The sequence below is a fragment of the Brevibacillus laterosporus genome (genome assembly GCA_007833815.1).
GTDB classification, from domain to species: Bacteria; Bacillota; Bacilli; order Brevibacillales; family Brevibacillaceae; genus Brevibacillus_B; species Brevibacillus_B laterosporus_D.
Window position 1 is genome coordinate 367,824 of sequence record CP033464.1, and the last position, 26,122, is coordinate 393,945.

The following is a 26,122-nucleotide window of genomic DNA, read 5'->3' on the forward strand; positions in this document are numbered from 1 at the left end:
AAAAAATAATATACCAGCTAGGACATAAACAAAAAGAGCAGCCTTCTACGTCTACGCATAGAAGCTGCTTCTTTACTTGTGTAAGATTCTTATACTTTAGATGCACGAGCCTGTTCATTATAAGCAAGCACCCACTCACAAGCACTTGCCACACGGTCTACACAATGCGTCGCTTGCCTTCTTACATCAGGATGTCCATGAGACATGGCAAATCCGTGTGGTGTGATAGCAAACATCGACACATCATTAAATGCGTCTCCTGCACATGCAATATCCTCAACTGAAATCCCTAAATCCTTCGCTAAATAAACAAGCCCATCCCCCTTGCTAATATGACTCGGGACAAAATCTCACTAACATACGTGATTGAACGATTTTTCCATAGGCTGTCATCTCTTTGGTATAAAAATGGATTGCCCGATACTAATCGTTTGAAATAGGTCAAATCCGGTAGCGATCTCATCAATTTGTTTTGCAATTTTTGGTAAAAAAGCCCCCTCGAAAAGCTGCTTTCCCGAAGCCTTTCTTACAAATGCTCCATTTTGGCTTACACGATGGCATTCAAAACCGAGCTCTTGGGACACTTTCACTAACTCTTGATCCATGCGACCAGATGCTAGACAAATTTCAACTCCCTGGTTATAGAGAGAGGTTAACGCTTGCTTATCTCGCTCACTGACGCCAATCTTGTCCTGAAATAATGTACCGTCCAAATCGCTGACAAACATCTTAATCACTGCGATTCTTCCCTTCTGACTACCTAGATGTATGAGAGGTTGTCAACTGCCAACCGTTTTGGCGTGCAACCCACTCAGCCGCCTCACGTACGTTTTTAGCAATATGAGCTGCCTTTTCTTTAATAGGCTCATCAGCATGGTCCATAGCAAAACTGTGCGTCACGGCTTCAAACATCGGAAGATCATTGTAAGAGTCCCCAATGCAAGCCACTTCATCTGGTGATAGACCTAAGTTCTCCATCAGACGGCTTACTCCGTCTCCTTTACTAACATGTAAAGGCATTAAATCTAGACAATCGCTAAAGGAAACAAACGAATCAAATTGCTCTGGATACAGCTCATGTACTCTTTGTTGCAATTGCTTTAATATGTCCATTTCACCGATATATGTTAATTTAGTCGGTTTTAGTTGATCGCTAAACATATTTAAAAGATTTGGTTCTTCTTTAATTTGTTCTTTGTGAGCTTCTTCTATGTCTTTATACGCTGTTTTTTTTGTCAAGTACACTTCATCGCCCACACTAACCAAACCTATCGCTTCGAATTCATGTGCTGTTTCACATAATTTTCGGGCCATCTCTGGATCAAAGTCGCAAGCGTGCAATAACTGCTCTTCACGCGTAATGACAAAACCACCATTTTGACTCACACGATGGCATTGATGACCTAACTCCTCGATCACCCATCTAATATCTCTGTCAATACGACCGCTGGCAAAACAGATTTGGATTCCCTTTTCAGCTAAAAACAGCAATGCTTCACGATCGGCTGGATCAATTGTTTTCTCTTCCGTTAGTAAAGTACCATCCAAATCGCTGACAAACATTTTTATCATGCAGGTTTCCTCCGTTTCAATCTCTCTATCTCTACTTAGTAATCTTACCTTAAAAAGAAAAGATATGATAGGTCGCTGAAGTTGCGTTCTACTCTTTTATCTTTTGGAATAGTCTGATAAAATTTACCTTGTAAAACGCTTACACACATCCCAGAGTATACGAGTAATTGTATGGCTTTTTTCAAAAAGGAGGGAGAGGTGCATCGTGGCAAAGATTTATGAATCATATAATGAAATGGTTGCTGATATTCATGACGAGGCTGCGCTATTAGTTGGCGGCTTTGGTCTCTGCGGTATCCCGGAAAATCTAATTATTGCCTTACGTGATAAAGGGGTTAAGGGCTTGACCGTCGTTTCAAATAATTGTGGCGTGGATGACTGGGGGCTTGGCCTCATGCTCCAACAGAAGCAGATTAAGAAAATGATCAGTTCGTACGTAGGTGAGAACAAAGAATTTGAACGTCAATTTCTCTCAGGCGAGCTAGAAGTAGAATTGACTCCACAAGGAACGTTAGCTGAAAGAATTCGTGCCGGTGGAGCTGGTATTCCGGCTTTTTATACCCCTGCTGGTGTAGGTACGCCCATTGCTGAGGGACGTGAAACACGCTTATTTAATAATAAAGAATACTTAATGGAAACAGCAATTACGGGGGATTTTGCTTTGATTAAGGCTTGGAAAGCAGATACACTCGGAAATCTGGTTTATCATAAAACCGCTCGTAACTTTAATCCAATGATGGCGGCTGCTGGTAAAATCACGCTTGTTGAGGTGGAAGAGATCGTAGCGGCAGGAGAGCTGGACCCTGATCAAATTCATACTCCAAGCGTGTACGTTCAACGCTTGATTAAAGCACCATCCTTTGAAAAACGCATCGAACGGCGCACGGTACAAAAAGTCTAACGTTTCTGATACGCCTTACTAACAGCTTAAAATAAGGAGGTAGTAATCCATGACCTTGTCTCGCGAACAAGTGGCCATGCGTGCCGCTCAAGAAATTGAGGATGGTTTTTATGTAAATTTAGGAATTGGTATGCCTACACTGGTGGCTAATTATATTGCGGAGGGTAAAACCGTAGTTCTGCAATCGGAAAACGGGCTGTTGGGCATCGGACCATATCCGTATGCTGACGACGTAGATCCTGATTTGATTAACGCTGGAAAAGAAACAGTAACAGCAATACCAGGTGCTTCCTACTTCTCCTCTGCTGAATCCTTCGGCATGATTCGTGGAGGTCATATCGACTTAGCTATCCTAGGTGCTATGGAAGTATCGGAAAAAGGTGATTTAGCCAACTGGATGATTCCAGGAAAGATGGTAAAAGGGATGGGTGGTGCCATGGATTTGGTCCACGGAGCTAAAAAAATTGTTGTCATTATGGAACACGTAAATAAACATGGGGAAAGCAAGATTCTTCCTGCTTGCACCCTCCCTTTAACAGGAAAACAAGTAATTAACCGAATTATTACTGATCGTGCTGTATTTGACGTGACTTCGGAGGGTCTGATTTTGATAGAGGTAGCGGACGGCTTCACTGCAGACGAGATTAAAGCTTGCACCGCCGCTTCCTTCCAAGTGGTAAACGAATTAAAAACCGTTTCGGTCTAACACGTTTACTTTCATTTCATTACGCACACTCTAACAAGACGTATGAAGCTTAGCTTTGCACATATATGGCAAATCAAATCTTCTGTTGCACTTGTTAGAGCTAAGAATTAAGCTATCCTTAGCCACAAAAAAGGCAACCCTCGGGTCGCCTTTTTTATTTAGAAAGGAGCTTGCAAATGGCTACTACGCTTGGCTTCCTTGTTTTACATGGTTTTGCGGGCACGATTGATGATGTGTTACCACTTGTCCAATTTTTGCGTAATCAAGGTTATACCGTAGAATGTCCCACATTAGAAGGGCATGGTGCTGATCGTGATCACTTAAAACGTTCTACCCGCGGACAATGGATACATTCGGCTGAGCAAGCCTATCAGCGTCTTAGCATGCGCGTAGATATCACGGTGGTAATTGGCTTTTCAATGGGTGGCTTACTTGCCTTCCATCTGGCTACCCATTACCCTGTGGGCATCTTATTTACTCTTTGTACACCTTACTATTATTGGGACGTACGCCAATCCCTTTCTCATCTAAAAGAAGACTTCAGTACCTACAGCAACAAATACTTATCTAGTTTGTTTCGTATCCCTCTTTCTAGCATGATGCAATTCCGCCTCCTACTAGCTGAAACAAAACTAATTATGCACCGCATCACCTGCCCATATTACATCATTCAAGGGAAGAGGGATGATACTGTTCAAGCCATTAGTGCTGAGTATTTGCAACAAAAGGTGACGAGCAAACAAACCACTGTTCAATACTTCCCAAACTCTGGTCATCTTATTTTGCAAGGTCCTGAATCTCAGAAGGTCATCTCATATATTAATCACGTTCTCCAACAAGAATTACCAGATCTTTATGGGAAAACCACTGTCTTATTCTGACGTACTAGAACTCGATCTTCCAGATGCCACTGAACAGCGCGGGCCAACACGGTCCGCTCTATTTGTTTACCTAGACGCTTAAGATCATCTACATTATCACGGTGTGTAACACGTTCTACTCCCTGTTCAATAATAGGGCCGGCATCTAGTTCTTCCGTTACATAATGCGCAGTAGCACCAATTAATTTCACGCCACGCTCATACGCGCGTTCATACGGCTTTGCCCCCACGAAAGCTGGTAGGAAGGAATGGTGGATGTTGATGATCTGGCATGGAAAATCCTGAAGGAATGTCGGCGATAAAATCTGCATATAACGGGCCAACACGATCATGTCTACCTTGCCTTTAATAAGTTCGATTTGCTGTTGTTCAGCTTCTTGTTTCGTATCTTTTGTCACAGGAATATGGTAAAACGGGATTCCCATCGCTTCTACCATATCTTTCGTATCCAAATGATTGCTGATTACCATCGCGATATCCGCATGCAAGTACCCAGCATTATACTGCCACAACAGTTCTACTAAGCAATGATCTTCTTTCGATACAAAAATGGCCATACGCTTACGCTTGCAAGCTTCAACCAGCTTCCATTCCATCTCAAACTGTTCGGCAATCGGCTGAAATCCCTGATTTACTTGCTCCCAGCATTCTTGTAGACGATTTTGCTTAAATTCAATACGCATAAAAAAGCGTCCACCTTCTGGATCGGTTGTATATTGATCAGATTGAATGATATTAGCTCCTTGTTCATATAGATATTGAGACACAGTCGAGACGATTCCTGGACGGTCTGGGCACGTAATTAGCATAATTGCTGTGTCTTCATGTTTTTGCTTATAATGGTTCCATTCTTTGTTTGATATCGGTTGCATCGTAGGGTTCCTCCCGAATTTTTTCTTCAAAGTATAGCACGTTCCCTTCCGTTATCCAATCAACGTAATAAAGAGTAAATTCATGTTATTTTTCCCTGTAACCTTTTAGGCTCGTCAAGCGTAAAAATGAATGAGAAAGGAGGGGGAACTCATCTTAAAATCATTAAGCTTAGGTTTACTTGTCTCACTCCTTGTCTCACTATTCATCCAAGACCATTTACTCATGCTTAAAGTAGCCGTCATCATTGGTGCTCTATTGTGGGCCATCAGTGCTTTCATCTCTACCTTTTTATTAGATAGTAGCAGAATGCATGAGCACTCCCTTTTTTATGACAAACAGCACAAAAAACAGCAAATCTGGGCAGTCCATTTATTTTTAATAGGTCTCCCCAATATGTTACTATCTCTATTATTATATGTAGAAATGTAAAAACAGGCATGTCCCCACAAAATAACAAAGGATCATGCCTGTTTTTCTATGTAATTGTTCGTTATGAATCTATTATCTATGATGCCAGCTACAGGAGAAATCATGCGATGTGAAAAGAACGTCATCATTACTTGAACCATTCAGGTAGTTTTCGGATAAAATAGGCAAGCAATAATCCTAGAGAGACTGGTAGCGCTATAGCAGTCAAGGCTCCCATAAACTCCATATATTCTCTACTTTCCATTTCTTTCTTCCCCCTCCATACTAGTACGCCAAAACTCGAGGGAAGTTGCGGTCAGCTGTTGAGAAAACTCATATCTTGTCGGTAAAAATTACTATTCATTACTAGATTTTTTGTTTAAAAATAAGACAAACGATGTCAAACATCACGCAAATCATAGATTACAAATGACAACAAGGTTAGGAAGGTGATGTCCTTTGTTTGGTATAAGCATGATAGCTTCCATCGCTTTTGTACTATTATTGTCCATATCCTATTTTATTTACTACAAAAAACCTGAAAACATAATCCTTATGTACATACCTTCTGGGGTTATATTTATTGGAAGTAGCTTTGCAGTTCTATATAGTTTTTATGTGAGTGGATTTGAGGGAATGGGGATAGCATTTATTAGTATTACTACTGGTATCGCTAGCCTCTTAACCTGCATTGTGCTCACTATTATCGTTATGATCAAACAATCTAAACATAAGAAATAAAACTAAGAGGATGCCCTATCCTGCCCTATCCATTTAAGCTTTCGGGAACCTCTTAGTTTTTTATTGTACGATTTGTTTTATAGGATTTGTACAGTAGTATTTGTTCTTAGCTTTCGTGACTCATATTACTTTTCATGTAACGGTACAGCAAGTCCTGTCGCCATGGCGATCAAATAGCGCTTCGTAACTGGTTCCCTCCAGCTCTCCTCAAGGGCACGTGTATACAAAGTAATTTGATCGTGATATCTTGTCCGCAACAATTGAGCGGCCTCATTCTCATCTAACGGTAATCGATCCGTCTTATAATCGATCAAGGTTAGTCCACCGTTCTCCTCTCGAATGACGCAATCAATTACCCCTTGCACGAGTACCTGTTCATTACCTGAATCAGCTAGAGATAATTCTGTTTGTTCAGCAAGTAGTCGGGCCCTAATGTCACGTAGAGGAACTGCAAGTGTAAATGGTAGCTCTCTGTACACCACGGTAGCTCTTTGCATTCTCTGACCCACATCACTTGCAAAGAAACAGGCTATAGAGGCAATATCTATTACACTAGCTTGCTCCCTAGTCAACATCTGTCGTGCGACCATTTCCTCAATTTGTGCAGTAACCCCTGCTTGATCTAAAGCTCTATCCAGTTGCAAATTCTGCATAATCAGATGTGTAAAGGTACCTACTTCCGCTTTAGTAAAAATAGGTTTTTTATCAGGATCGCTTTTTGTCATGTTTTTTGTGCCGTTTTCTTCACTGTTTATTCCTTCGCTACTCTTGTCCATGTCAGCTAGAAACCGTGGTTTCTTTGTGAGTCTAGACTGCTTAAGCTTCGGACTCTCTCTTACATTTTCAAGGCTTGAAGTCGAGGTACTGTTCACTTCAGCTACAGGTCGTATTACAGCCTGCACTTCCGGTTGCTGTTCCCTTCCCGATATAACCCGTGCTTCAGTTGGACCGTTCTCCCAGTCAACCTGAATAGCATCTTCTCGCGCTCCATCAGCTAGATAAGCCGCTTGGCGTTTCAAATCACTGACGCTCCACTTAGCTGCCACCTGCGACACTATCTGTAGAGAATATTGCCACTCCAGCACAGACCTAATCTTATCCCGCCATTCCTCAGCATGAGGATGATCAGGGACTGGTTTACGCTTCTGTAATAGTGCAAAAACTTCCTCATCTCGCTCACTCTGCTCGGTCATCGCAATGAGATCGCTCGGCTGATAAAACTGGAACTGCCATACAGAAGGATCACGCACCAGAGGGATGGAGGAAATATCCTGAGTATCTGGACAAAGTAAGCGTAGTGATTCTCCGCTTTTGTGACGCACCAATGCTCTGCCGATCCAATCAAGGTAGCCTTTCGCTTGGATTAAGTCTTCATCGGATATCGTCTCTTTGTCTGTAGATTGACTACACCAAGAGATGACAGATTTACTCAAATCCTTAGCAGAACCAACAAGAATTAATTTCTCTCTCGCCCGAGTCAACGCTACATAGAGCACACGCATCTCTTCTGCTAGCATCTCTAATTTAAGCTTTTGACGAATACCTAAAAAAGCTAAACTTGGGTAACGCAGGCGCAAAACAGCATCGGCTACTTGTGGACCAAAGCCTAGGTCCTTGTGCAGTAAAAACCGACCTTTCATATCGCTTTGGTTAAATTGCTTGCCCATTCCAGCAACAAAAACAACTGGGAATTCCAATCCCTTACTCTTATGAATCGTCATCAAACGGACTACATTCTCACTTTCCGTAATCGTGCGAGCTTCTCCAAGATCATTCTCCTGCTCCTGCATCCGGTCAATAAAACGCAAGAATCGAAACAAACCGCGATACGAGGTAGCTTCATACTGCTTAGCCCTATCATAGAGTGCGCGTAGGTTTGCTTGTCTCTGTTGGCCATTCTCTAAAGATGCTACATAATCCACGTAACCTGTCTCTGCATAAATATTTGACAGTAGCTCTGCTACCGAACTACGTCTTCCCAGTGTTCTCCAGCCTTGTACCATCCAATAGAACCGGCGTAGCTTTGCCATTACCACTCGGTTTACCTCAGCTTCTTCGGCCATTACATACTGTTCGACCGCTTGATAAAATGGACCTGTCGGTGTCAACACACGAATCTGAGCTAAGTCCTCCTCGCTAATGCCAATTAGAGGTGAGCGTAGTACTGCAGTCAAGGGGATATCCTGCTTCGGATTGTCGATGACGCGTAACAACGACATGATTACATCCACTTCATTCGCAGAAAAGTAGCCTTGATTCTGTTCTACATAAATGGGTATGCCAGCCTGCTTACATTCATCTGCCATTGCTTGTCCCCAACCAGTTGTAGCTCGGAGCAGAATGACAATGTCTCGATATTCCAAGGGGCGCATTCCCTGTATTTTTTTATCAAATACCAGCAGAGGCTGTCCGCCAACACCTGGTTCTAGCCAATCCTTAATGCGTTTGGCAATCAAACGAGCTTCTAGCTGAGCAACAGATGCTTCTTCCTCCAGAGCAGGTAGGGCTTCTATCTCAGCATCAAAGCTATCTATACTTCCCTCATGACTAGTACCTGCCCACTCCCTCACTTGCCCTGATTCAGATTCCTCCGATTCAACTCCTGTGCGATCGATCAGGTGAACTTCTACCGCCAGTTGCTCAGGCTCTATCTCTGGATAGGAGGCACGACCAATCAACTCTGCAGCTTGGTCGTACGTAATCTCCCCAACGCGAGGCGTCATGACTTGACGGAAAATATAATTGACTGCATCCACTACTTCCCTTCGACTGCGGAAGTTAGCGGCCAGATCAATTCGCTTTCCCTTCAATTCCAAGGGTACATCCTCCTTAGGGGCAAAGGGGTCCTTTTCTTCATTGGTTTCATACGAATCGTACTTTTGCATAAACAGATTAGGCTCAGCCAGTCGGAACCGATAAATGCTCTGCTTTACGTCCCCTACCATGAACCGATTAGCTGCGACTCCCTCTGTCTCTTGCCTTGATACCAACTGTAAAATGGTTTCTTGCACAAGATTGATATCCTGATACTCATCGACTAGCACTTCTGCAAACTGTTCCTGTAATTGCAAGGCGATAGCAGACGGTACGAAATTACCATCCTCCTGTTCCTGTTGCAAAATCCGAAGAGCCAGATGTTCCAAGTCGCTAAAATCAACGAGAGCCCGTTCTTGCTTGGCCTGACGAAATGCCTGTTTAAACTCACTAACTAGCCGGGCTAACGTTTGCATATAGGGAGCCATTCGCTGTAAGTCGGCCGCGTATTGCTCTGGCGTCATTGTGAAATACTCTTCCAATAGTTTCTTTATCTTATCTTTTACGCCATTACGTAGTTTTTGTACCTGTTCTTTGATCTGAGGGTCAGCATCTTTTACAGCCGGCAATCGTCCAAACGTAATGCTACGCATGCTGTCATCCAACTGATTCCAGCCCTGCTCAGTAGCGCACTTTGCTTGATAAATGAGAGAAAGCTCTTGTTGTAACAAAGGTACATAAGCTCCAGGTCCGTCTAGCGCTTCGGCAAGTATTATTGCTTTTTTTACTTGTGCTTCAAGAGCAGATAATTCTAAAGAAATAGCTCCGGTCAATGTAACTACCCATGGAGATTCATGTAGTTCGCCCACTTGCGTATTGGCAAACATATCCGCTGCATTTTTTAACCAACGCTCTGGATGTGGATGGCTCTGTGAGAAGTCAAATAGGCGCATAAATAAACTCATTAGCGCATCATCATCCTGTCCCTCTACCATCACATCAGCTAAAGCTGCAAAACTTTCATCAGATTCATACCACTGTTCAAATTTCTCTTCCAGCACATCTTGACGCAGTAATTCTGCTTCCATCTGATCGGCAATACGAAAACCTGGATCAAGCTCCACTATAAAATAATACTGACGTAATAAGCCCAAACAAAAAGAATGCAAAGTCGTAATAGTTGCACGTTGCAGCAAAGCCAATTGCCTTCGTAAATGGGCAGAGGTAGGATCGTTTTCCAAAGCTTTACGCAGAGCCTCACCAATACGATGACGCATCTCGGCGGCAGCCGCATTTGTAAATGTCACGACTAGTAACTGATCGACACCTACCGCATCATTTACGTCAGAGATTCTACGAATAATGCGCTCTACTAGTACTGAGGTTTTACCAGAACCAGCCGCGGCAGCTACCAATAGGTTATCTCCCTTTTCAATAATTGCCCTCCATTGTTCATCTGTCCAATGACTTGGCTTTTGCTCAATTAGCTTCTCTTGCTCATTCATGCTCCTACCTCCCTTCCATCATCGTCCTGCTCGTAAACTTCTTCACGAATTAATTCCCAAACTTCCTTATCTGTCTTTTTCTTTAACAGACGTGGCTGATTCCCTTCCAATAAACTATCAAACTGACAAACTGACTTATACGCACAGGTTTGACAAGCAAGTCTTGGCCCCTGCATATAAGGAGCAATGCTTATATCTCCATCCGTTAAACGTCTTCCCAGTTTCATAATGCACTTCCGCACAAATTGCTGTAGGAGGTCAAACTGCTCCTTGGATGCTACAGATGAATATTGCGTGAAGCTACCATCCTTTTTTATCCCAAACGGAAGTAGATCAGAATTACCCGATTCAGTTTGGTTATCCATTAATCGTGCTAATTGTGGGTCTGCTAACATAAGTCCCTTCATTTTCAACTTATTCTGCCGTTCTGCTTCCACTTGTTCAGCTGATAACATCTGCTTAGCTGCAACGAATGGATCTGCTACTTGGTAATAGAAGACGCCACCAACCTCAGCCTGCTTTCCTACCCATTTTTCAGCGTTGGTCACAGCTACATCCAAATAGACCAGTAATTGGAGGTTCAATCCATTCCATACATCGGATAAAACAAGGGCTTTCGGGCCTGATTTATAGTCAATCACTCGTAAAAACTCCGTTTCTGTTCCAACAGAGTGATCAATTCGATCAATTCTTCCTAACAAATGTAGTTTGATGCCATCCTCCAACTCCAGAGTCAGTCCCGGAATTTCTCCGCCAGGTCCAAAAGCAATTTCCAGACCAATCGGTGCAAAATGACTTCGTCTCGCGTGCTCACTAAGTACAGAGATCGCACGTCCAACTGCACGTTTTAATTTTTTGGTTACATAGCGATAGCGAGCCGTTCGTTGTAAAATACTACTTCTTGTTTGCGGAACCAGCTCTTCGACAACCTGATCAGCTAGCCTCATGCTACCTTGTTCGGTCATATCGCTCCAATTCACTTGCTGTTCATTCATCTGCTCTACTGCCATTTTCAAGGAAGCATGAAAAAGTTCACCAACATCAAATCTTTCTAAACGATACATTTGACGTTCACTTAATCTCAAACCATGCGAGGAAAAATGAGAATAGGCACAGGCTTGGAATCGCTCCAAACGGGAAACACTTACCCGAATGTCATTTCCATACAAAGAACGACTAACTTCTTTAGAAAGGGGATAGGCACGGTTCTGATATATCAGACCTGACAATAACCATTTCTCTCGCTTCTCATCCTCTGAATGCTCAAGAAACCAGTCATATACCTCCCACCAGAACGGAGGAAGCGGAATACCCTTTTTTAATTGACGAATCAACGTAAGCAGATGACTAAACACCTGTCTTGGTCGTCCCAGCAAACCTATATCTAGCCGTGATTCAGCAGTCGGTTCATTGTGAAAATAACCAATCGTTAGACCCGGTAAAGTTTTTTTCATCTCTTCGTACAGGCTGGACGGCAACAAAGCTTTTCCTTCCTCATCAGCCAATGCGCAACTAATCCAAAGTCTCTCGGATGAACGTGTCAACGCACGATAAAGGAGATATTGTTCGTTCATTAGTTTTCGCTTTGCCGTAGGTGCCAGTTCAATGCCCGCCTTTTCTAGCTTTTCTCGTTCTGCCTCGTTTAAAATCCCTTCTTCTTTAGGACGTAGTGGAATCACACCTTCATTTGCTCCCATCAAGAACAAAGCTTTTACGTCTGGTTGGCGTGAACGCTCCATAGATCCAATGACCACCTGATCCAATGAAGGGGGAACTAAAGCGAGACGAATACTATCCAGACCTGTATCTAAAATCCGCGCAAACGTAACAAGCTCCATTTGTTCATCGCCCATAACTTCCACGATCTGGTCCAATAAATCCATCACATCATTGTAAACCTGCTCATGCTCTCGAACAGCTTCTAAATCCCCTTCTAATTCAGCCTGCTCCTGCCACTCTTCCAATTTAATCGGAACATTTTGCGTTTGCAAAAATTCATATAAGGCTGTCGCCATTTGGCGCACACCTGCTTTGCTTGCCACTTTCATATCAGCTTCGAAGGTTTTAAGTGGCTCTGCATATCGCTGACGTATAGGTTCAATCTGCTCGTATAACGCATTTTGTCCATGAAAACACCACTCGTCCATGGACCAATAATATCCCTGAATGCCATAACCCAGCACATAGTTTTCTAATAGATCAATCTCAGCTCTCGATTGGCTGAGTGGCTGATCTAGCGGGGATAATAAATCGGTTTTTAAACAGCGAAAAATGGCATCGTACCGCCAATTAGTAGACATCACCTCTAGCGACGAACGTATAAACTCAATCAGAGGATGATGACTTACTGTTCTCTTTTGGTCAAGAAAATAAGGAATGTCATAGGTTTCAAACACATGGGAAATTTCTTCTGCATAAGTTCCCATTTCTCGTAAAAGCACAGCCATATCACGATACCTGTAGCCATAATCACGTGCTAACGCCAAAATTTGTAGTGCAACGGCTTGTACCTCAGCTCTTCGATTGGCAGCGGTAAACAGCTTTACTTCATCAACGTGCCTCGGTGAAGGAAGTACAGCAGGCTTTTTCCAGTCAAAATACTTTTGCTCCACCTGTGCAAGCCATGGGCTATCAGTAAAACGATAGTCTTGCTCAAACAAACGCGGCTCCTCAATAGGAATATTACCCCTCATAGCAATTTCTATTAACTTTTGGTAAGTTTCCATTGTTGGGTAAAAATGCGAAAGATCATCCAGCGGTTTCATTCGATCTTGTGGATCTACAGATAGTGTGATATTTACCTGTTTAGCGCAGTACATCAATTGCTCAATCAACGCATATTCCTGTTTAGTAAAACCGCTAAAGCCATCAATCCATATCTCGGCATCTGCAATAAAACTAGATTGAGCCAGTTTGTTAGCAACTGTGGTATATAATTCATCACTATCAAAATATTTATCTGTAATATATTCTTCATATGCCCGCATGATTAATAGCAAATCATGTAATTTATGTTGTAAAGTCGCATTCTCTATCTGTAACTGCTCTAGCATTTCCAGACTGACGCTATACTTTTTGCATTCACTAATCATTTGTACCAATTCTTCAGCAAAGCCTGGTTGCAACGCAGAACGATGAAACACCTTTAATTCATCCTGATGGCGTTCTAATAACAGACGCAATACCATCTGTTTACCTCGTTCATCAATGGGTAGCGTCATCAGTTCCCCAACCTCTTGTAATATCCGATAAGAGAGACGGCCAAAGCTTAACACCTGCGCTCTGATATGACCAGAGTACCCGGGTATGCTGATCAATTTATATTCTTCCTGAAACGTAGACTGTTCTGGAACCAAGTAAATTAGAGGGGGACCCATCCGTTCCTCATCAAGTTTATTTATCAAATCAGTATAGATAGCAGAGGTCTTGCCAGTACCTGCCCGACCTAGTAAAAACTGAACAGCCATGTGTCTCCCCTCCTATTCCATTTCCATATGAATGCGACTACCTGACCCGAGTGGTTCTGCTGGGGTAATAACAAGACGTCGCGGCATGCGCAATTTTAATTCTGGCACGTGGCTGATTAATCCGATCGTAAATTGGTTCATTCTTAGTTTTTCTAAGGCATCCAACACAACTTCTAACAACTCAGGATCCAGAGTTCCAAAACCTTCATCTAGGAAGAAAAATTCCAATCGGCCACCACGCATTTGAATTTCAACTGACAATGCCAATGCTAAGGCTAATGCTGTTAAGAACGTTTCTCCTCCAGATAAGGTATGAACTGCTCGACGCAAGCCACCTGCTGCTTCATCTCTCAATACGAACTCTCCACCATCACCAATTTCCAAAGCATAACGCCCTTTCGTCATACGCCCTAAATGGTAGGTGGCATCACGGGCAATTGCCATCATCTTCTCTTCTGCAATATATTGGACAAACGCCTTTCCTTCAAATAGCTTCCTTAACTCTTCTAAACGGCTCTGCTCATCAATGACTGCACCGAATTCTTTCTCTAGTTTTTGCCATTTCTCATGATTTTGCTGAACCGTTAGTAATCTTTCTCTGACTAGCGTTAATGCTTCCCTACGTTCAGACAAACGTTGCTCTCCCTCCGTAAAGAAGGTAAACAATTCTGTCCAAGCCTGCTCACTTACATAACGATTAGCAAGAGATTCGATTAGACGTGTCTTGGCATATGACAACTCTGTTAGTTGTTTTTGGTAGCTTTCTACTTCTGCTTGATAAAGCTCCAAAAATGCTCGACGCTCATAACATTCATAAACGGCCTCCCGATCAGTCAAAGTAACGTGAGACAAAGCCTGTTCTACTTCCAGTTCCAATTCTTTTGCTTGTTTAGTAAGCTGTAGATTTGTTTCTTCCAATGCAACAAGTGATTCGATCAAATGCTGACGTTCATTCGTCAGTTGAAGCTTTATTACATCAGCTTGTTCGGTTGCTGCATGTAGAGCCTGTAGGTTCAGTGCCAACGTCTGCAATAGCTCATTGGCCGGATTACCTTGTGTACGTGACTTCCATTGTTCTTTTCTCTCTTGATGCTGTGACTCGCGATCCTCATAGCGTTGCTTTAACGCCGTTATTTTCGTCTGTTTTTCTCCAAGCTGTTCTGCTTTAGCTTGTTTTTGGTTTTGTAATTCTTCCATACCTTTTTCCAGATTCACACGTAGTGTACGCAGTTCCTCCTGCCGCTGCTCCATCTTTTCCATTTGGGCATAATGAGCTTCGATCTGGTTACGTGGTATTTCACCTCGCAATGCATCCAACTGCTGTTCAGCCGTGAACATTGCCTGTTGGATCTCCAAACGACGCTTGTTGGCTTGTTCTACATGCTCCTGCTGACTTTCCAGCCATGTGCTAATTTTTTCTTGTTGGGCTTTCTTTTCTAGTTCCTCATCTCGTTGTTCACGAAGAAGTTTTTGTAATTCATCTAGCTGTTTCACATAATGTTGACGTTGTTCAGATAGCTCTTTTACTTCTTGATTAGCATGCTTGAACTTCCCACCCAATTCATCAACGGACGCTACAACCCACTCTTTCCCTAGTTGGGCTAGTTGCGTTTTCATTTGTTGTAAATCCTGCTCGACCTGTGTGTTTTCCTTTTGCAGGGAGTCTTTTCGTTCCAATAAACCAGCTAATTCAACCCTCATCTGCTGACAAGCTTCCGTGGCTGTCTGCCATTCCTGCTCCGACTGTTCCCGCACGTGTTCTAAATGGCTACGACGCTCGCGTAAAGCAGCTTCCTGCTTTTTTAACGATGTAGCTTGGGTTTCGGTCTGCAATGTATTACCTATATTCGTATCTAAATCCTCATGAGGATGATGAGTCGATCCACATACTGGACACTCCTCATCAGCTCTTAACTGTAACCGTAAAGCATGCGCCATGTTAGTTTGTTGCCACGAAGACCAGTCTGTCTCCCACTCTTTTAGCTGTTCCTGACTAGCCTTACGCTTGGTTTCTATGTGTTGTAATGACTGTTCTGCTTGCTGTTGCCGATGTAATAAATCAGCATGCAAAGCAGTCCATTCCGCCCATCTTTTTGCCCACTCTGCCTGTTTATTTTCAAAGCCACGCCAATCCATACCAATACGTTTCACATCTACTAGCTGTTCACGCAATCTAGTGATATCTTCCTCACTTCGGATTGGTTGTGCTTCTGTTTTCATCAATAATTCTTCCGTCACCTTGCGTCTTTCATGAGCCGTCTTATATAAGTTCCCTGCTTCTCCTAAACGGGTTTGACCCAGCTGTACCTTTTGAGTCAGTTCCGATAACTCACGCTCCGCGCTCATAAATCGTTGCTCTTCCTGAACAAAGGCAGTCTTAGCCTGCTGCATCGCACGAATCGCTTTGCGTTCCTCTGTGCTTAAAGAGGTCTGTTGCCATTCAACATCAATCTTTTGCAAGTCTTGAGTAAATACTGCTCTCTGCTGATCAAGTGCTGAGAGCATAGTCTCATCCTGATGTATCTGTTGCTGTAACAATCGAATCTCCGTCTTATATTGACCAATCTCCTGAGCCAATTTGGCTATTTCCTGCTCCCACTCTACCGCCTGCTGCAATTCTATTCGTTGTTGGATTAGCTGTGGCTCTTCTTCACGCAAACGCTGCTGCGCTTGTTGGCTTACTTGTTCTGCCTCTCTGCTACGCAACTCTACTTGCTCTCGTTCCACTCGTTTAGTGAGTAAGAGCTGCTGAGCCTCCTCCCATAGCTTTATCACCTGGCCTTCCTTTTGCACCAACGGATAAAGGGAGACAGATGCCTCCAGCTCAGCTATTTCATTTTTTCGCAACGTAATTTGTTGGGCTTGCTCTTCAAGCTCTGTCAGTTGTTGTTGAATTTCTTCCAAGTCTAACTGCCACTTGCGAATTTGTTCCCATTCATTCTTTTGGTTCAACAAAGTATTTTGGATCTGAGCTGCTTCATCATACTCTATCTCTAGTATCCTTGCTTCCTGCGTAGCCGCTTCGACCGCTTCCTTGCTAGCATCACCCAACCGTGCTTCTTCCACTTCCAATTGATGCATAGATGCCTTATTGCTTTCGATCTTTTCTTTGACCCGGTACATCAGCTTTTCTCCATACTCATGCAAATGGAAAATACGTTGGAGCATTTCGTTTCGCTCACTGCCTTTCAAGGTCAAAAACTTAGAGAATTGTCCTTGTGGCAACACGACCGCCCGTGTGAAATCGTGGATTGTCAGACCCACTAATGTCTCAATCATAGATGTAGCTGCCGTCGCTTTAGATTCCAGCACCTGATCTTGTTCATCATCAAGCAAGCCTCGTTGAATCAAACGGACTTCCGGTTGCTTTCGATTGCCATTTTTATTTAGCCCAAATTCTCGCTCGATAGTAAAGCGTTGTCGCTGTTGCGCACTTCCTAATTCAAAGGTAAAAGAAACAAACAACCGTGACTCTAGTTGATTTAAAACCTCATGTGGATGTGAACCTCCCCCTGTACGCACAACCTGTCCATACAGCGCTAACGTAATCGCGTCTAAAATGGTTGACTTGCCGCTCCCAGTAGGACCAAAAATACCGAACAATCCCGCTTCACATAACGTTTCAAAATCAATCTCCTGTAAATCACGATAACTATTTAATCCTGATAGTTTCAAGTGAATAGGTTTCATTATTCATCTCCTCCTGGCTGTTTCTTTGTCTCAGCATCAGAAGCTATCATCAAACGGGAAAATAACTGGATAACCTGTTCATCAGGTGACGTTCCTCGCTTACGTTCATAGAAACGAGTAAAAAGCTGTACGGGATTCAATTCCTCGCGTTTTTCTATTTCTTGCATCTCTTGTTCTGTTGAAGCAACCAGCACACGCTGTACTTTTACAAAGTTATCACTCAGCTTGCGGATACGTTGAAACTCCGCGGGATCAATCACATCCTCCACGTGAATTTCTAGATCAATCCAGCAATCTTCGTCTTTGCCTTCTTTCAGCCATTTTTCTACTTCTGCTATACCGCCAGTAGCCTTCCATCTGGCTAATGTGCGTCCGCTTTTCAAATATATAATTTCTTCTGTCGTTTGTTGACCTGGTATAATCTCAACAATCACTACTGCCTTACTCTGTCCTGCTTCCGAAAAGCTGTACGATAGCGGTGAACCACTATAGCGAATCAATGGTGTTTCGCTCAACTTTTGCAGTCGATGCAAGTGACCCAATGCAACATAATCAGCCTGTGGGGGAAATGCATGAAGCGATACCGTATGCGTACCACCAATCTGAATCGGACGCTCTGAATCCGTTTCAGTTCCGCCCATGGCAAACAGATGGCTTGTAATAATATTGACAGTATCCTCCCTAAAATGTCTGGCTAAATCATGTAAGAGGTCTTTTATTCTCTCACTAAATGCTTGTTGCATTTGCTCTGGTGTAAAACTTTCACTGACCAGCTCTTTTAATCGTGCTTCTGAAGGATAAGATAACGCCACCACTACGGCTGTATGCTCTACTCCTGGGATCGCAATTTCAAACCATGCTGGTCCCCCAGCAATTATTCGTACTTTATCTGTGGATGTCTCTATTTTCGTAAGGAAAGGCTGCTCCTTAGGCAATCCAAGCAACACAATTCCATGCTTATGAGCAAGTGGCGAAGCAGCGCGCACCCGTTCTGGTTGGTCATGATTACCAGCAATAACGACTACCCCGCGCTTACCTTCTGCTGACAATCTCTCTAGTGCTTCATAATAAAGCTCCTCCGCCCAAGCTGGTGGATTTACAGAGTCGTATACATCCCCTGCTATCACAACTAAATCAATTTGTTTCTCCTCAACAATTTGGCATAGCTCGTCTACAAAAGCCGCTTGTTCCACGCGTCTATCCCGGCCTTCTAGCAATCTGCCGAAGTGCCAGTCTGCTGTATGCAAAATGCGCATCCTTCCACCTCTATCGATCATTTGTTTGCTTTTCCCCATTGTACCAGAAGTAAGAGGATTGCTTCAGAAAAGATGGGGATGAAAGTTTTGGAGATATTCTTTTGTTTCTGCCAAAACCTGTGATATACATAGAATAAGAAAAAATCATATACAAGGAATCATTACATAACAAAGGAGTTTGATCTATGATAACCGACTACCCTGTTCTCGTAACTGAACGACTCATGCTCCTCCACCTATCTTTGCATCAAGCAGATGATTTGTTTGAAATCTTTTCAAAGGAAGAAACCACGCACCATGTGCCAAGAAAAATCCATAAAACGAAATTAGATACTGTTTTGTACTTAGAAAAAAGAATGGCAGATTGCGCGGAGAAAAAAGCTTTTATCTGGGCGATCTACCATCGAGAATCTGGCAAGATCATTGGAGTGGCAGGACTCTTCCAATATGCATGTAAAGAAAAAAGCGCTTCACTAGGCGCAGTCCTTCACCCCGACTATCGTGGAAAAGGAATGACATACGAATCGCTAAGAGCAGTAATGGCTTATGGATTTAAAGAAATCGGACTCGTACGAATGGAAGGAAAATGCGAAGCCACCAATACCCTGTCTGAACGCGTTATGCAGAGATTGGGTATGGTCTATGAAGGAACATTGCGTAAAAATGTGTTAATTAAAGGAGAACTGCGTGATTCTAAGGTGTACTCCGTTTTACAAGAAGAATATATGGAAGACGAGAATGCTTCTTCAGCCCATAATTCGTAACCTAAAGAAAAGAGCGAGATTCCCCTCGCTCTTTTTCCATCTCCACTTTATTAGGAAGGTCTCTTCAATGTCTGTAAACTTAAATAGCATAATACCCCAAAGAATACTGTAATAATCGCAGAATGGATCAAGGTGGCATATAATTCCAAATTAGCAAATACCACTAGCCCTCCACTAAGAACTTGTACAATCACAAGTCCCAGAGCTAACTTAGAACAGGCATAAATATCTTTACGTGATTCTTTATAATGACGTGCAGCATAGACATAAATCCCGCAAACTAATAAAAACAATACAGCAGCAGCCACCCTATGTAAAAACTGAACGCCAACCTGACCACTCAATTCTGGAATTAGCTTCCCATTACACAGCGGCCAGCCAGAACAGCCCATACTGGAGCCTGTATGACGTACATAAGCACCCAAATATACAACCCCGTAAGCGTATGCACTTACAATCCACACATATACACGAAATCCTTTAGAAATAGTGCCTTTAATTAGTTTTTTTAGACGTTCATGGTTGATTACAAACATAGTGAGCATGAATACCCCTGTATAAGCAAGCAAAGAAAAGCCAAAATGAAGCGCTAAGACAGGAGAAGATTGTGGCCAAATGACAGCAGAGGCACCTAGGATAGATTCTACTACAATAAAAAACATTCCGAATATTGCTAGCCCTAACACCTCTTTGTTGCCCTTGTATTTATAGATAGAATAAATAGAGAAGACGACCACTACAATCCCAGCTAGTCCGGTTGTTAATCGATGAACGTACTCAATGATTGACTCCAATGCATAAGAGGGAACAAACTTCCCATTACACAGCGGCCAATCATTTCCACAGCCAAGACCAGAGTTAGTTTTGGTTACTAAAGAACCCGCAATCATCACGATAAACATAACAGCAGTCGAGAGAATTGCTAATCGTTTTACATTTCTGTCCATTCCCATACCTCTTTTATCAATGTAGCAAATCTTTTCGAAGAAGCAACGAACCTAGCTGGCGCAAAAATGTAACCGCCATCTTTTGAATAACTTCCTTTATTCCGAATTTTTTCTTACTTTAACAGTAAAGAAACATCCCCCGCTTTGCAAGAGATGTTCCTTTGTAAATGTGTGATAAACATGTCAACTTTTCAAACTTTTTATAGAAGAATTTAAATAGCGCTAATAACCATAGCTGCACACATTACCGTTAAGTAAATTAACGAATAACCAAACAACTTTTTAGCCCATGCCATATCATCTTTAGCAGAAAACCCTTGGAACAGAAGAACCAAATAAATAATCCCCATAATAGACGCGACAATAAAATATAGAATGCCTACATTACCATATAGGAACAAAATGAGCGATGCGGGCAATAATGCAGCTCCCCAAAAGAACATTTGGCGTTTGGTCTCTTCAAATCCTCGTACCACCGGAAGCATCGGAATGCCTCCTGCTCGGTAATCCTCCACTTTCATCATAGCCAATGCCAAGAAGTGAGGAGATTGCCACAAGAAAATCATTAAGAACAAAGCCCAAGCCCCTAAATCAAGTGTTCCTGTTACCGCAGCCCAGCCAATTAAAGGAGGCATTGCTCCCGAAACGCTTCCTACCACAGTGTTTAAAGTACTAACACGCTTCATCGGAGTATAGATGAGCACATAAAAAATATGCCCCACCAGACCACAGACTGCAGCCAACGGATTGGCTAGAAAAAACAGCACCATTAATCCAAGCATTAATAAACCTAGTCCAAAGATAAGTGCGCTACGTGGATGAATTCGTCCTGTTGCTAACGCACGGTTTTGCGTCCGTTTCATCTTTTTATCGAGATCGCGATCCAGATAGTTATTCAATACAGCACCAGAACCAATAATCACAGAAGTGCCAATTAACGTATAAATCGTAAGGTCGAAATGAAAATTTCTAAATCCTTCAGAAGCAAGCCAAATACCAGCAAAAGCAGTTAACAGATTAGAAAAAATAATACCTGGCTTCATTAATTGTACATAATCGGAAAAAGTGGCGGGTTCGGTTTGCACTTGTTTAGTATCCATATCGTCTAGGAAAGAAGTGCTGGACTCCTTTAAGCCAACCTCATGTTCCATATTGTAGGGCTCCTTTCCTTCTTGAAATAAAGTGATCCTTTATAAGATAACAGCAGAAAAATCACTCGAAAATCTATAACGTGAGGATTGAATTTTTCAATAAATAGATTCGTGTTCATTGTAGCGAATCTTTCCGTATACAGTCAACAATAGAAACGCAGTTAGTACGTAACAACTGCCTTCACTGTCTTTTTTTTTATCTATGCGCACCCCGCCTCTTTCTGCTCCATACCATGTAAGGTAGCATTTGCCCATAGAAGAGAGGATTTCACATGATGGATATTTCATTAACCCTCATCGGTTTGTTAGTAGGATTTCTGGTCGGATTAACAGGAGTAGGTGGAGCAGCATTGCTCACGCCTTTCTTAATCATGATGGGAATTCAACCAACGATTGCCGTAGGAACAGATCTTGTATACAACTCCATTACAAAAATATTTGGAACTCTCCAGCATTGGAGGCAAAAAACCATCGACTGGACCATCGTACTCTACTTTGGCATTGGAAGTGTTCCTAGTGCCATTCTTGCAGTCCATTTTTTGCATTGGATTCAGACACAATTCGGTTCAGCTGATACAGTCGTTAAAAAGGTACTAGGTTTTGCGCTGATCCTCATTCCTATCGTCATGTTGATTAAAACCATTCAATCTCGTAAAGAAGTGAAGCCCAACAAATGGCAACAAAAATCCACCCATGAAAAGCGCTTATTGGTCATTACCTCTGGAGCCATTCTTGGTTTTATCGTAGGACTTACTTCTGTGGGGAGCGGTTCCTTATTTGCCCTTGTTCTGCTTTACTTTTTTCAGATGCGCGGTTCCTTAACGGTTGGGACGGATATTGCTCATGCCTTCTTTCTGGTTACGGCTGCTGGCTTTACACACATTTTATATGGAAGCGTAAATTATGCCACCGTGCTCCAACTATTAACTGGTTCCATTCCTGGTGTTTTTATCGGAAGTTTGCTTACCCTTAAAGTACCTACAATCCATTTACGTTACTTAATTTGCGGGATCATTTTGATCAGCGGACTAAAAATGATCTAACATTCATGACATTTTACAAATTAATACAACAAAGGAAAATATCATGATATAATAAAAATTAAGCAAATAAGTCACTCGACGGTAAGGCAGACCGTATCCCCGCGGAAAGGGGGTGGGCATATGTCAGTGTATGAAGGCTTATCCTTGATGATTACGTTTGGGACACTCATCATAGCCTTGCTGACCGCCTCTGCCAAACGGAAATGACCACTAGTCTGTCTAATAAACAGAAAAGTGGCCATGGCTGACTCGAACGGCTACCTACCCCGCACGACTATTTGCTATCGCCGCAGGTGTCCAACCACCTGCGGCTTTTCTATGATGATTACATAATGGAAATTGTAATATTTTGTCGAAATAGGTTACTGTTTCCAACAATTCATATGTTATCACAAATGAATGAGTCGTTGAAACCTATTTTTTGATTTTTCGTGAAGACTTTCTGTCAAGTTGTCCTCTTGCTATTATTCGTTTACCTAATCGCGCCACACTTCAATTGTACCCTTTGTAAAATCATCCTCTACATCCTTCAGCTTGATGTTAAGACCTACTTGTGGTAGCACCATGCCTACATCTTCCAGACCTGGCATCGAGTAATCCTTTTCATCAGAGAAGGTGGTTACTCCTTTTCGAGACGGGCTCCACATCTTACCCAAGATATAATCCAAATTAATTTCGCTTGTAGGATTTGGACTAAACGCAGCATCACTTACTTGGTAACGAGCATCTGCTGGTTTTTTCTTGTTATCATCCCAATAGCGAATTTGTTGATGAGAGTCGACTACTCCAAGCATTCCATGTCCCGGGTGCAAGCTGGTTTGATTATCCTCTACAGCAGCATATCGGCCATCGTAATACCAGACAACCATTCCAGGATCATAGTTTAAAAATGTTTCTCCACGGCGGAAATATTTCAATCCTTCATCAGCACCGTTATAAGAGCGTAATTCTACGAGATAATAGGCATCATACTCTTTACCTTTTCCATTAAAATGGGTAAAGCCGTCTAATTCCATCTTAGGCTTCTTTTCCCCGTCATCTTTAAATACTTCTTCTCCATCGGCTGTTACCACGATGTTATCTAGATATACTCCTTTTTTGGACATTGCTCCATCTGTCACATACTCAAATTCAAATTTCATTTTTTTACCAACATAATCAGAGAGATCGATCTCCTCTTCTTCCCATTCTTCGAGATCGTCGCTCCACTCTTCTACTACTTCTATCTCGCCTGTTTCTACATCAATTGCATTTAGATATAAGAAGTCAAATTTTGCTTCAATACTCCTCCACATATCTACAGTCATAGTTGCTTCCTTAGCATCTGTGAGGTCGATTTTAGGAGTCGTAATTGTATTTTTCAAATTATTACCCTCATCTGAAAAATAAGCATAATCACCTTTAAAAGGTTTGGTAGGTGCATCCTTAACAATCTCAGGCATATCAATTTTAAGTACCATATTATTATCAATATCCTGGTTTACCGCTTCGTGTAACGTAAACTTTTGTTTCTTGCGCATATCAGCATAATCTACTACTTGCGGGGAAATCCATTTCCCACCATACATTTCTTGCAACATCATTTTAGACCAAGGATCGAGGCTGGTTGGTTCTGTTTGGAATACATAGCCTGTGTGACTACCGCTTGACATCAATGACCATGCCCCAACTGGAGAGTCATGCCCACCTTTATTCGTATCATATAAGTCCGGTAAGCCTAAATTATGACCATACTCATGGCTAAACACGCCTGGCGCCCCATCTTCTGGTTGAATCATGTAATCATAAGCGAGTAAATTAGTGCCCGGTATCTTTACAGGCTCTTTTAGGGTCCAACGATGAGACCAAATTGCATCTTCATCTTCCCCTGTTTCTTCTCCAATACCAGCATGTACCAGCATCAGATTGTCTAACATGCCATCTGGCTCATTTAAATCCCCGTCGCCATCAAGATCATAAGGGTCGCGTTGATCGTATTCCTCCTCATGACCTGCGATCGCTTGGCCTACCTGGTCCAACGTTTCAATGACTAAATCTCGTGGACGAGCATCTCCACCTTTCTTATTCCCTCCATAAAACTTATAGGAATGGTCAGCGGTAACCCAAGGTGTTACGATACCATTTACCGTCCAAGTATCACGCGATTGTCCTTCGTAATATTTAGCCATTGTGGTCATTGACGTACCTTCAGGCGTTGTGTAGCCACCCGGTTCAAACAACATTTTTTCATAATGCTCTTCATTAAAATCAGCTGTCCAAATCGAATCATTCACCTTAGGTAATTCATTGTGCAGGCGATCTGGAAATTCAACTAGGCTTACAACGATATTATCAACAAACATATCATCGTTGAAATTTCTAGAACGTTTCTTTCCTTTGAATTCAGACACATTCTGAATGACTTCTTCCTTAGCAGCTTCTTGGCTCCGCTTTGCCTCAGCACCAAAGGAGCTAGAAGTATCTGGACCATTCGGGATGCGCTTATCCTCCAAGTATTCACTGATGGAATCTATAATCTCTTCCTGAGTAGCATCTTCAGCTATAATGCCTCTTGCCTGAAGATTTTTTGCTAAACGATCAAGGTTAAGAGTTGATTCATCTACCGGAGAAAAATCAGCCTTTTTCACCGCTTTTACCTTTTGTTGCTTTGTAGCTTTCTTGCTCTTTGCTTCCGTAAGAGTTGGTACGCCTGCTATTGTACTTAGCAGCAGTGCGGATGCAACCATCGCGGATATCGACTTACTCCACTTCATCTGAAAACCTCCCTTTCCCCTGCAAAAAAAATTCTATATTTTGGTACATTTTTACCATTCTTTTCATTTTCTTAAAATCCTTTTACATTTTTTTATTTTTTTCGATAAAATCAGATATATATTTCGACAAATGTTCCACTTTCATTTAACTATCACCTCCGTCTATAGATGGAGATAAAAATCATTCGTTTGCGGGTATTAAATAGATTGATTCACTTGTAAAATAAAGGTGTAAAAGAAAGAAGCATCTGAAACTTTTTTTTTGAAATTCTATTCGCAACATGATATCATGTGAATTTATCGTTACTCACGTGATGTTTTTAATAACTACTAGGAGGTTTTGGATATGGAAATGAATCAAGTGTTAAAATTACTTTCCCATGCCAGCACTTTTTTTGCTCCCATCATTGGGCCCATCATTATCTGGTTACTCGCATCTGATCGATATGTAAAAAACGTGGCTCTACAAGCACTCGTTTTCCATATTTCTATGTCTGTTCTGATCGCTATCTCTTGGGCATTGTCATTCATACTAATCGGTGTTCCATTCCTCATCGTATTTGGAATCATGGCGCTCTATTGCCCGATCAAAGGTATATTCTACTCTCTTACAGGTAGAACGTACTACTATCCAATCATTGGTCGTCTGATCAACGGCTAATAAGGATTTTCATATAAAAAGCCAATGCCCACGTTTGACAACAGGCATT

Annotated in this window: 20 protein-coding genes; 9 read left to right on the top strand and 11 right to left on the bottom strand. The window is 42.2% G+C overall.

Features of this window, described 5'->3' with window-relative positions; all coding sequences use genetic code 11:
- Positions 1-89 precede the first annotated feature (89 nt).
- The 3 genes from EEL30_02995 to EEL30_03005 are packed head-to-tail and all read right to left on the bottom strand — an operon-like array spanning position 90 to position 1,572.
- Complete coding sequence (locus EEL30_02995) at positions 90-332, bottom strand: hypothetical protein (protein ID QDX91432.1); 243 nt, start codon at positions 330-332, stop codon at positions 90-92.
- Positions 333-389: 57 nt separating this feature from the next.
- The gene (locus EEL30_03000; GenBank protein QDX91433.1) at positions 390-737 is read right to left on the bottom strand and encodes an HAD family phosphatase; all 348 of its coding nucleotides are present in this window, start codon (positions 735-737) and stop codon (positions 390-392) included.
- 19 nt (positions 738-756) lie between these two features.
- The gene (locus tag EEL30_03005) at positions 757-1,572 is read right to left on the bottom strand and encodes an HAD family hydrolase (GenBank protein ID QDX91434.1); all 816 of its coding nucleotides are present in this window, start codon (positions 1,570-1,572) and stop codon (positions 757-759) included.
- Between the two features lie 205 nt (positions 1,573-1,777).
- Between EEL30_03005 and EEL30_03010 the strand changes: the two genes are divergently transcribed.
- The 3 genes from EEL30_03010 (at position 1,778) to EEL30_03020 (ending at position 4,060) form a co-directional block, all read left to right on the top strand.
- Positions 1,778-2,473 (top strand): CoA transferase subunit A, encoded by a 696-nt coding sequence (locus EEL30_03010; GenBank protein ID QDX91435.1) that lies wholly within the window; start codon positions 1,778-1,780, stop codon positions 2,471-2,473.
- A gap of 49 nt (positions 2,474-2,522) precedes the next feature.
- Positions 2,523-3,179: a CoA transferase subunit B gene (locus EEL30_03015; GenBank protein QDX91436.1), complete on the top strand. Its 657-nt coding sequence runs from the start codon at positions 2,523-2,525 to the stop codon at positions 3,177-3,179.
- Between the two features lie 176 nt (positions 3,180-3,355).
- Positions 3,356-4,060 carry an alpha/beta fold hydrolase gene (locus EEL30_03020; GenBank protein QDX91437.1) on the top strand — a complete coding sequence of 235 codons (705 nt, stop codon included), beginning with the start codon at positions 3,356-3,358 and terminating at the stop codon, positions 4,058-4,060.
- Here the strand turns inward: EEL30_03020 and purU are convergent.
- Entirely contained in the window at positions 4,033-4,932 is a 900-nt protein-coding gene (gene purU / locus EEL30_03025; GenBank protein QDX91438.1) for a formyltetrahydrofolate deformylase, read from the bottom strand. The genes EEL30_03020 and purU overlap by 28 nt on opposite strands.
- A 151-nt stretch (positions 4,933-5,083) precedes the next feature.
- On the opposite strand from purU, the gene EEL30_03030 reads away from it, so the two are divergent.
- Complete coding sequence (locus tag EEL30_03030; GenBank protein QDX95654.1) at positions 5,084-5,362, top strand: hypothetical protein; 279 nt, start codon at positions 5,084-5,086, stop codon at positions 5,360-5,362.
- Between the two features lie 438 nt (positions 5,363-5,800).
- Positions 5,801-6,082 (top strand): hypothetical protein, encoded by a 282-nt coding sequence (locus EEL30_03035; protein ID QDX91439.1) that lies wholly within the window; start codon positions 5,801-5,803, stop codon positions 6,080-6,082.
- A 125-nt stretch (positions 6,083-6,207) separates the two neighbouring features.
- Here EEL30_03035 and addA read toward each other — a convergent pair whose 3' ends face one another.
- The 4 genes from addA to EEL30_03055 are packed head-to-tail and all read right to left on the bottom strand — an operon-like array spanning position 6,208 to position 18,754.
- Positions 6,208-10,341, bottom strand: a complete 4,134-nt coding sequence (addA, locus tag EEL30_03040) for a helicase-exonuclease AddAB subunit AddA (protein QDX91440.1) — start codon at positions 10,339-10,341, stop codon at positions 6,208-6,210.
- Positions 10,338-13,808 carry a helicase-exonuclease AddAB subunit AddB gene (gene addB / locus EEL30_03045; protein ID QDX91441.1) on the bottom strand — a complete coding sequence of 1,157 codons (3,471 nt, stop codon included), beginning with the start codon at positions 13,806-13,808 and terminating at the stop codon, positions 10,338-10,340. Before addB ends, addA begins: the two co-directional genes overlap by 4 nt.
- A gap of 12 nt (positions 13,809-13,820) precedes the next feature.
- The gene (locus EEL30_03050; protein ID QDX91442.1) at positions 13,821-17,498 is read right to left on the bottom strand and encodes a nuclease; all 3,678 of its coding nucleotides are present in this window, start codon (positions 17,496-17,498) and stop codon (positions 13,821-13,823) included.
- Positions 17,498-18,754 carry an exonuclease SbcCD subunit D gene (locus EEL30_03055; GenBank protein QDX91443.1) on the bottom strand — a complete coding sequence of 419 codons (1,257 nt, stop codon included), beginning with the start codon at positions 18,752-18,754 and terminating at the stop codon, positions 17,498-17,500. The genes EEL30_03050 and EEL30_03055 overlap by 1 nt, the downstream gene beginning before the upstream one ends.
- A 185-nt stretch (positions 18,755-18,939) precedes the next feature.
- Here EEL30_03055 and EEL30_03060 point away from each other — a divergent pair, with 185 nt between their 5' ends.
- Positions 18,940-19,518, top strand: a complete 579-nt coding sequence (locus EEL30_03060; protein ID QDX91444.1) for an N-acetyltransferase — start codon at positions 18,940-18,942, stop codon at positions 19,516-19,518.
- Between the two features lie 50 nt (positions 19,519-19,568).
- On the opposite strand, the gene EEL30_03065 is transcribed toward EEL30_03060, so the two are convergent.
- Both EEL30_03065 and EEL30_03070 read right to left on the bottom strand, forming a co-directional pair.
- A complete protein-coding gene (locus tag EEL30_03065) occupies positions 19,569-20,465 on the bottom strand; it encodes a heme A synthase (GenBank protein ID QDX91445.1) in 897 nt (298 codons plus the stop codon).
- A gap of 212 nt (positions 20,466-20,677) precedes the next feature.
- Positions 20,678-21,616, bottom strand: a complete 939-nt coding sequence (locus tag EEL30_03070) for a protoheme IX farnesyltransferase (GenBank protein ID QDX91446.1) — start codon at positions 21,614-21,616, stop codon at positions 20,678-20,680.
- Positions 21,617-21,888: 272 nt separating this feature from the next.
- Between EEL30_03070 and EEL30_03075 the strand changes: the two genes are divergently transcribed.
- Together EEL30_03075 and EEL30_03080 are read left to right on the top strand one after the other, a co-directional pair.
- Positions 21,889-22,659 (top strand): sulfite exporter TauE/SafE family protein, encoded by a 771-nt coding sequence (locus tag EEL30_03075; protein QDX91447.1) that lies wholly within the window; start codon positions 21,889-21,891, stop codon positions 22,657-22,659.
- A gap of 120 nt (positions 22,660-22,779) precedes the next feature.
- Positions 22,780-22,866, top strand: coding sequence for a hypothetical protein (locus EEL30_03080; GenBank protein QDX91448.1), 87 nt, complete (start codon positions 22,780-22,782; stop codon positions 22,864-22,866).
- A gap of 269 nt (positions 22,867-23,135) precedes the next feature.
- On the opposite strand, the gene EEL30_03085 is transcribed toward EEL30_03080, so the two are convergent.
- Positions 23,136-25,412 (bottom strand): M6 family metalloprotease domain-containing protein, encoded by a 2,277-nt coding sequence (locus tag EEL30_03085; protein QDX91449.1) that lies wholly within the window; start codon positions 25,410-25,412, stop codon positions 23,136-23,138.
- A 346-nt stretch (positions 25,413-25,758) separates the two neighbouring features.
- Between EEL30_03085 and EEL30_03090 the strand changes: the two genes are divergently transcribed.
- Positions 25,759-26,073, top strand: coding sequence for a DUF4870 domain-containing protein (locus EEL30_03090; GenBank protein ID QDX91450.1), 315 nt, complete (start codon positions 25,759-25,761; stop codon positions 26,071-26,073).
- Positions 26,074-26,122 lie beyond the last annotated feature (49 nt).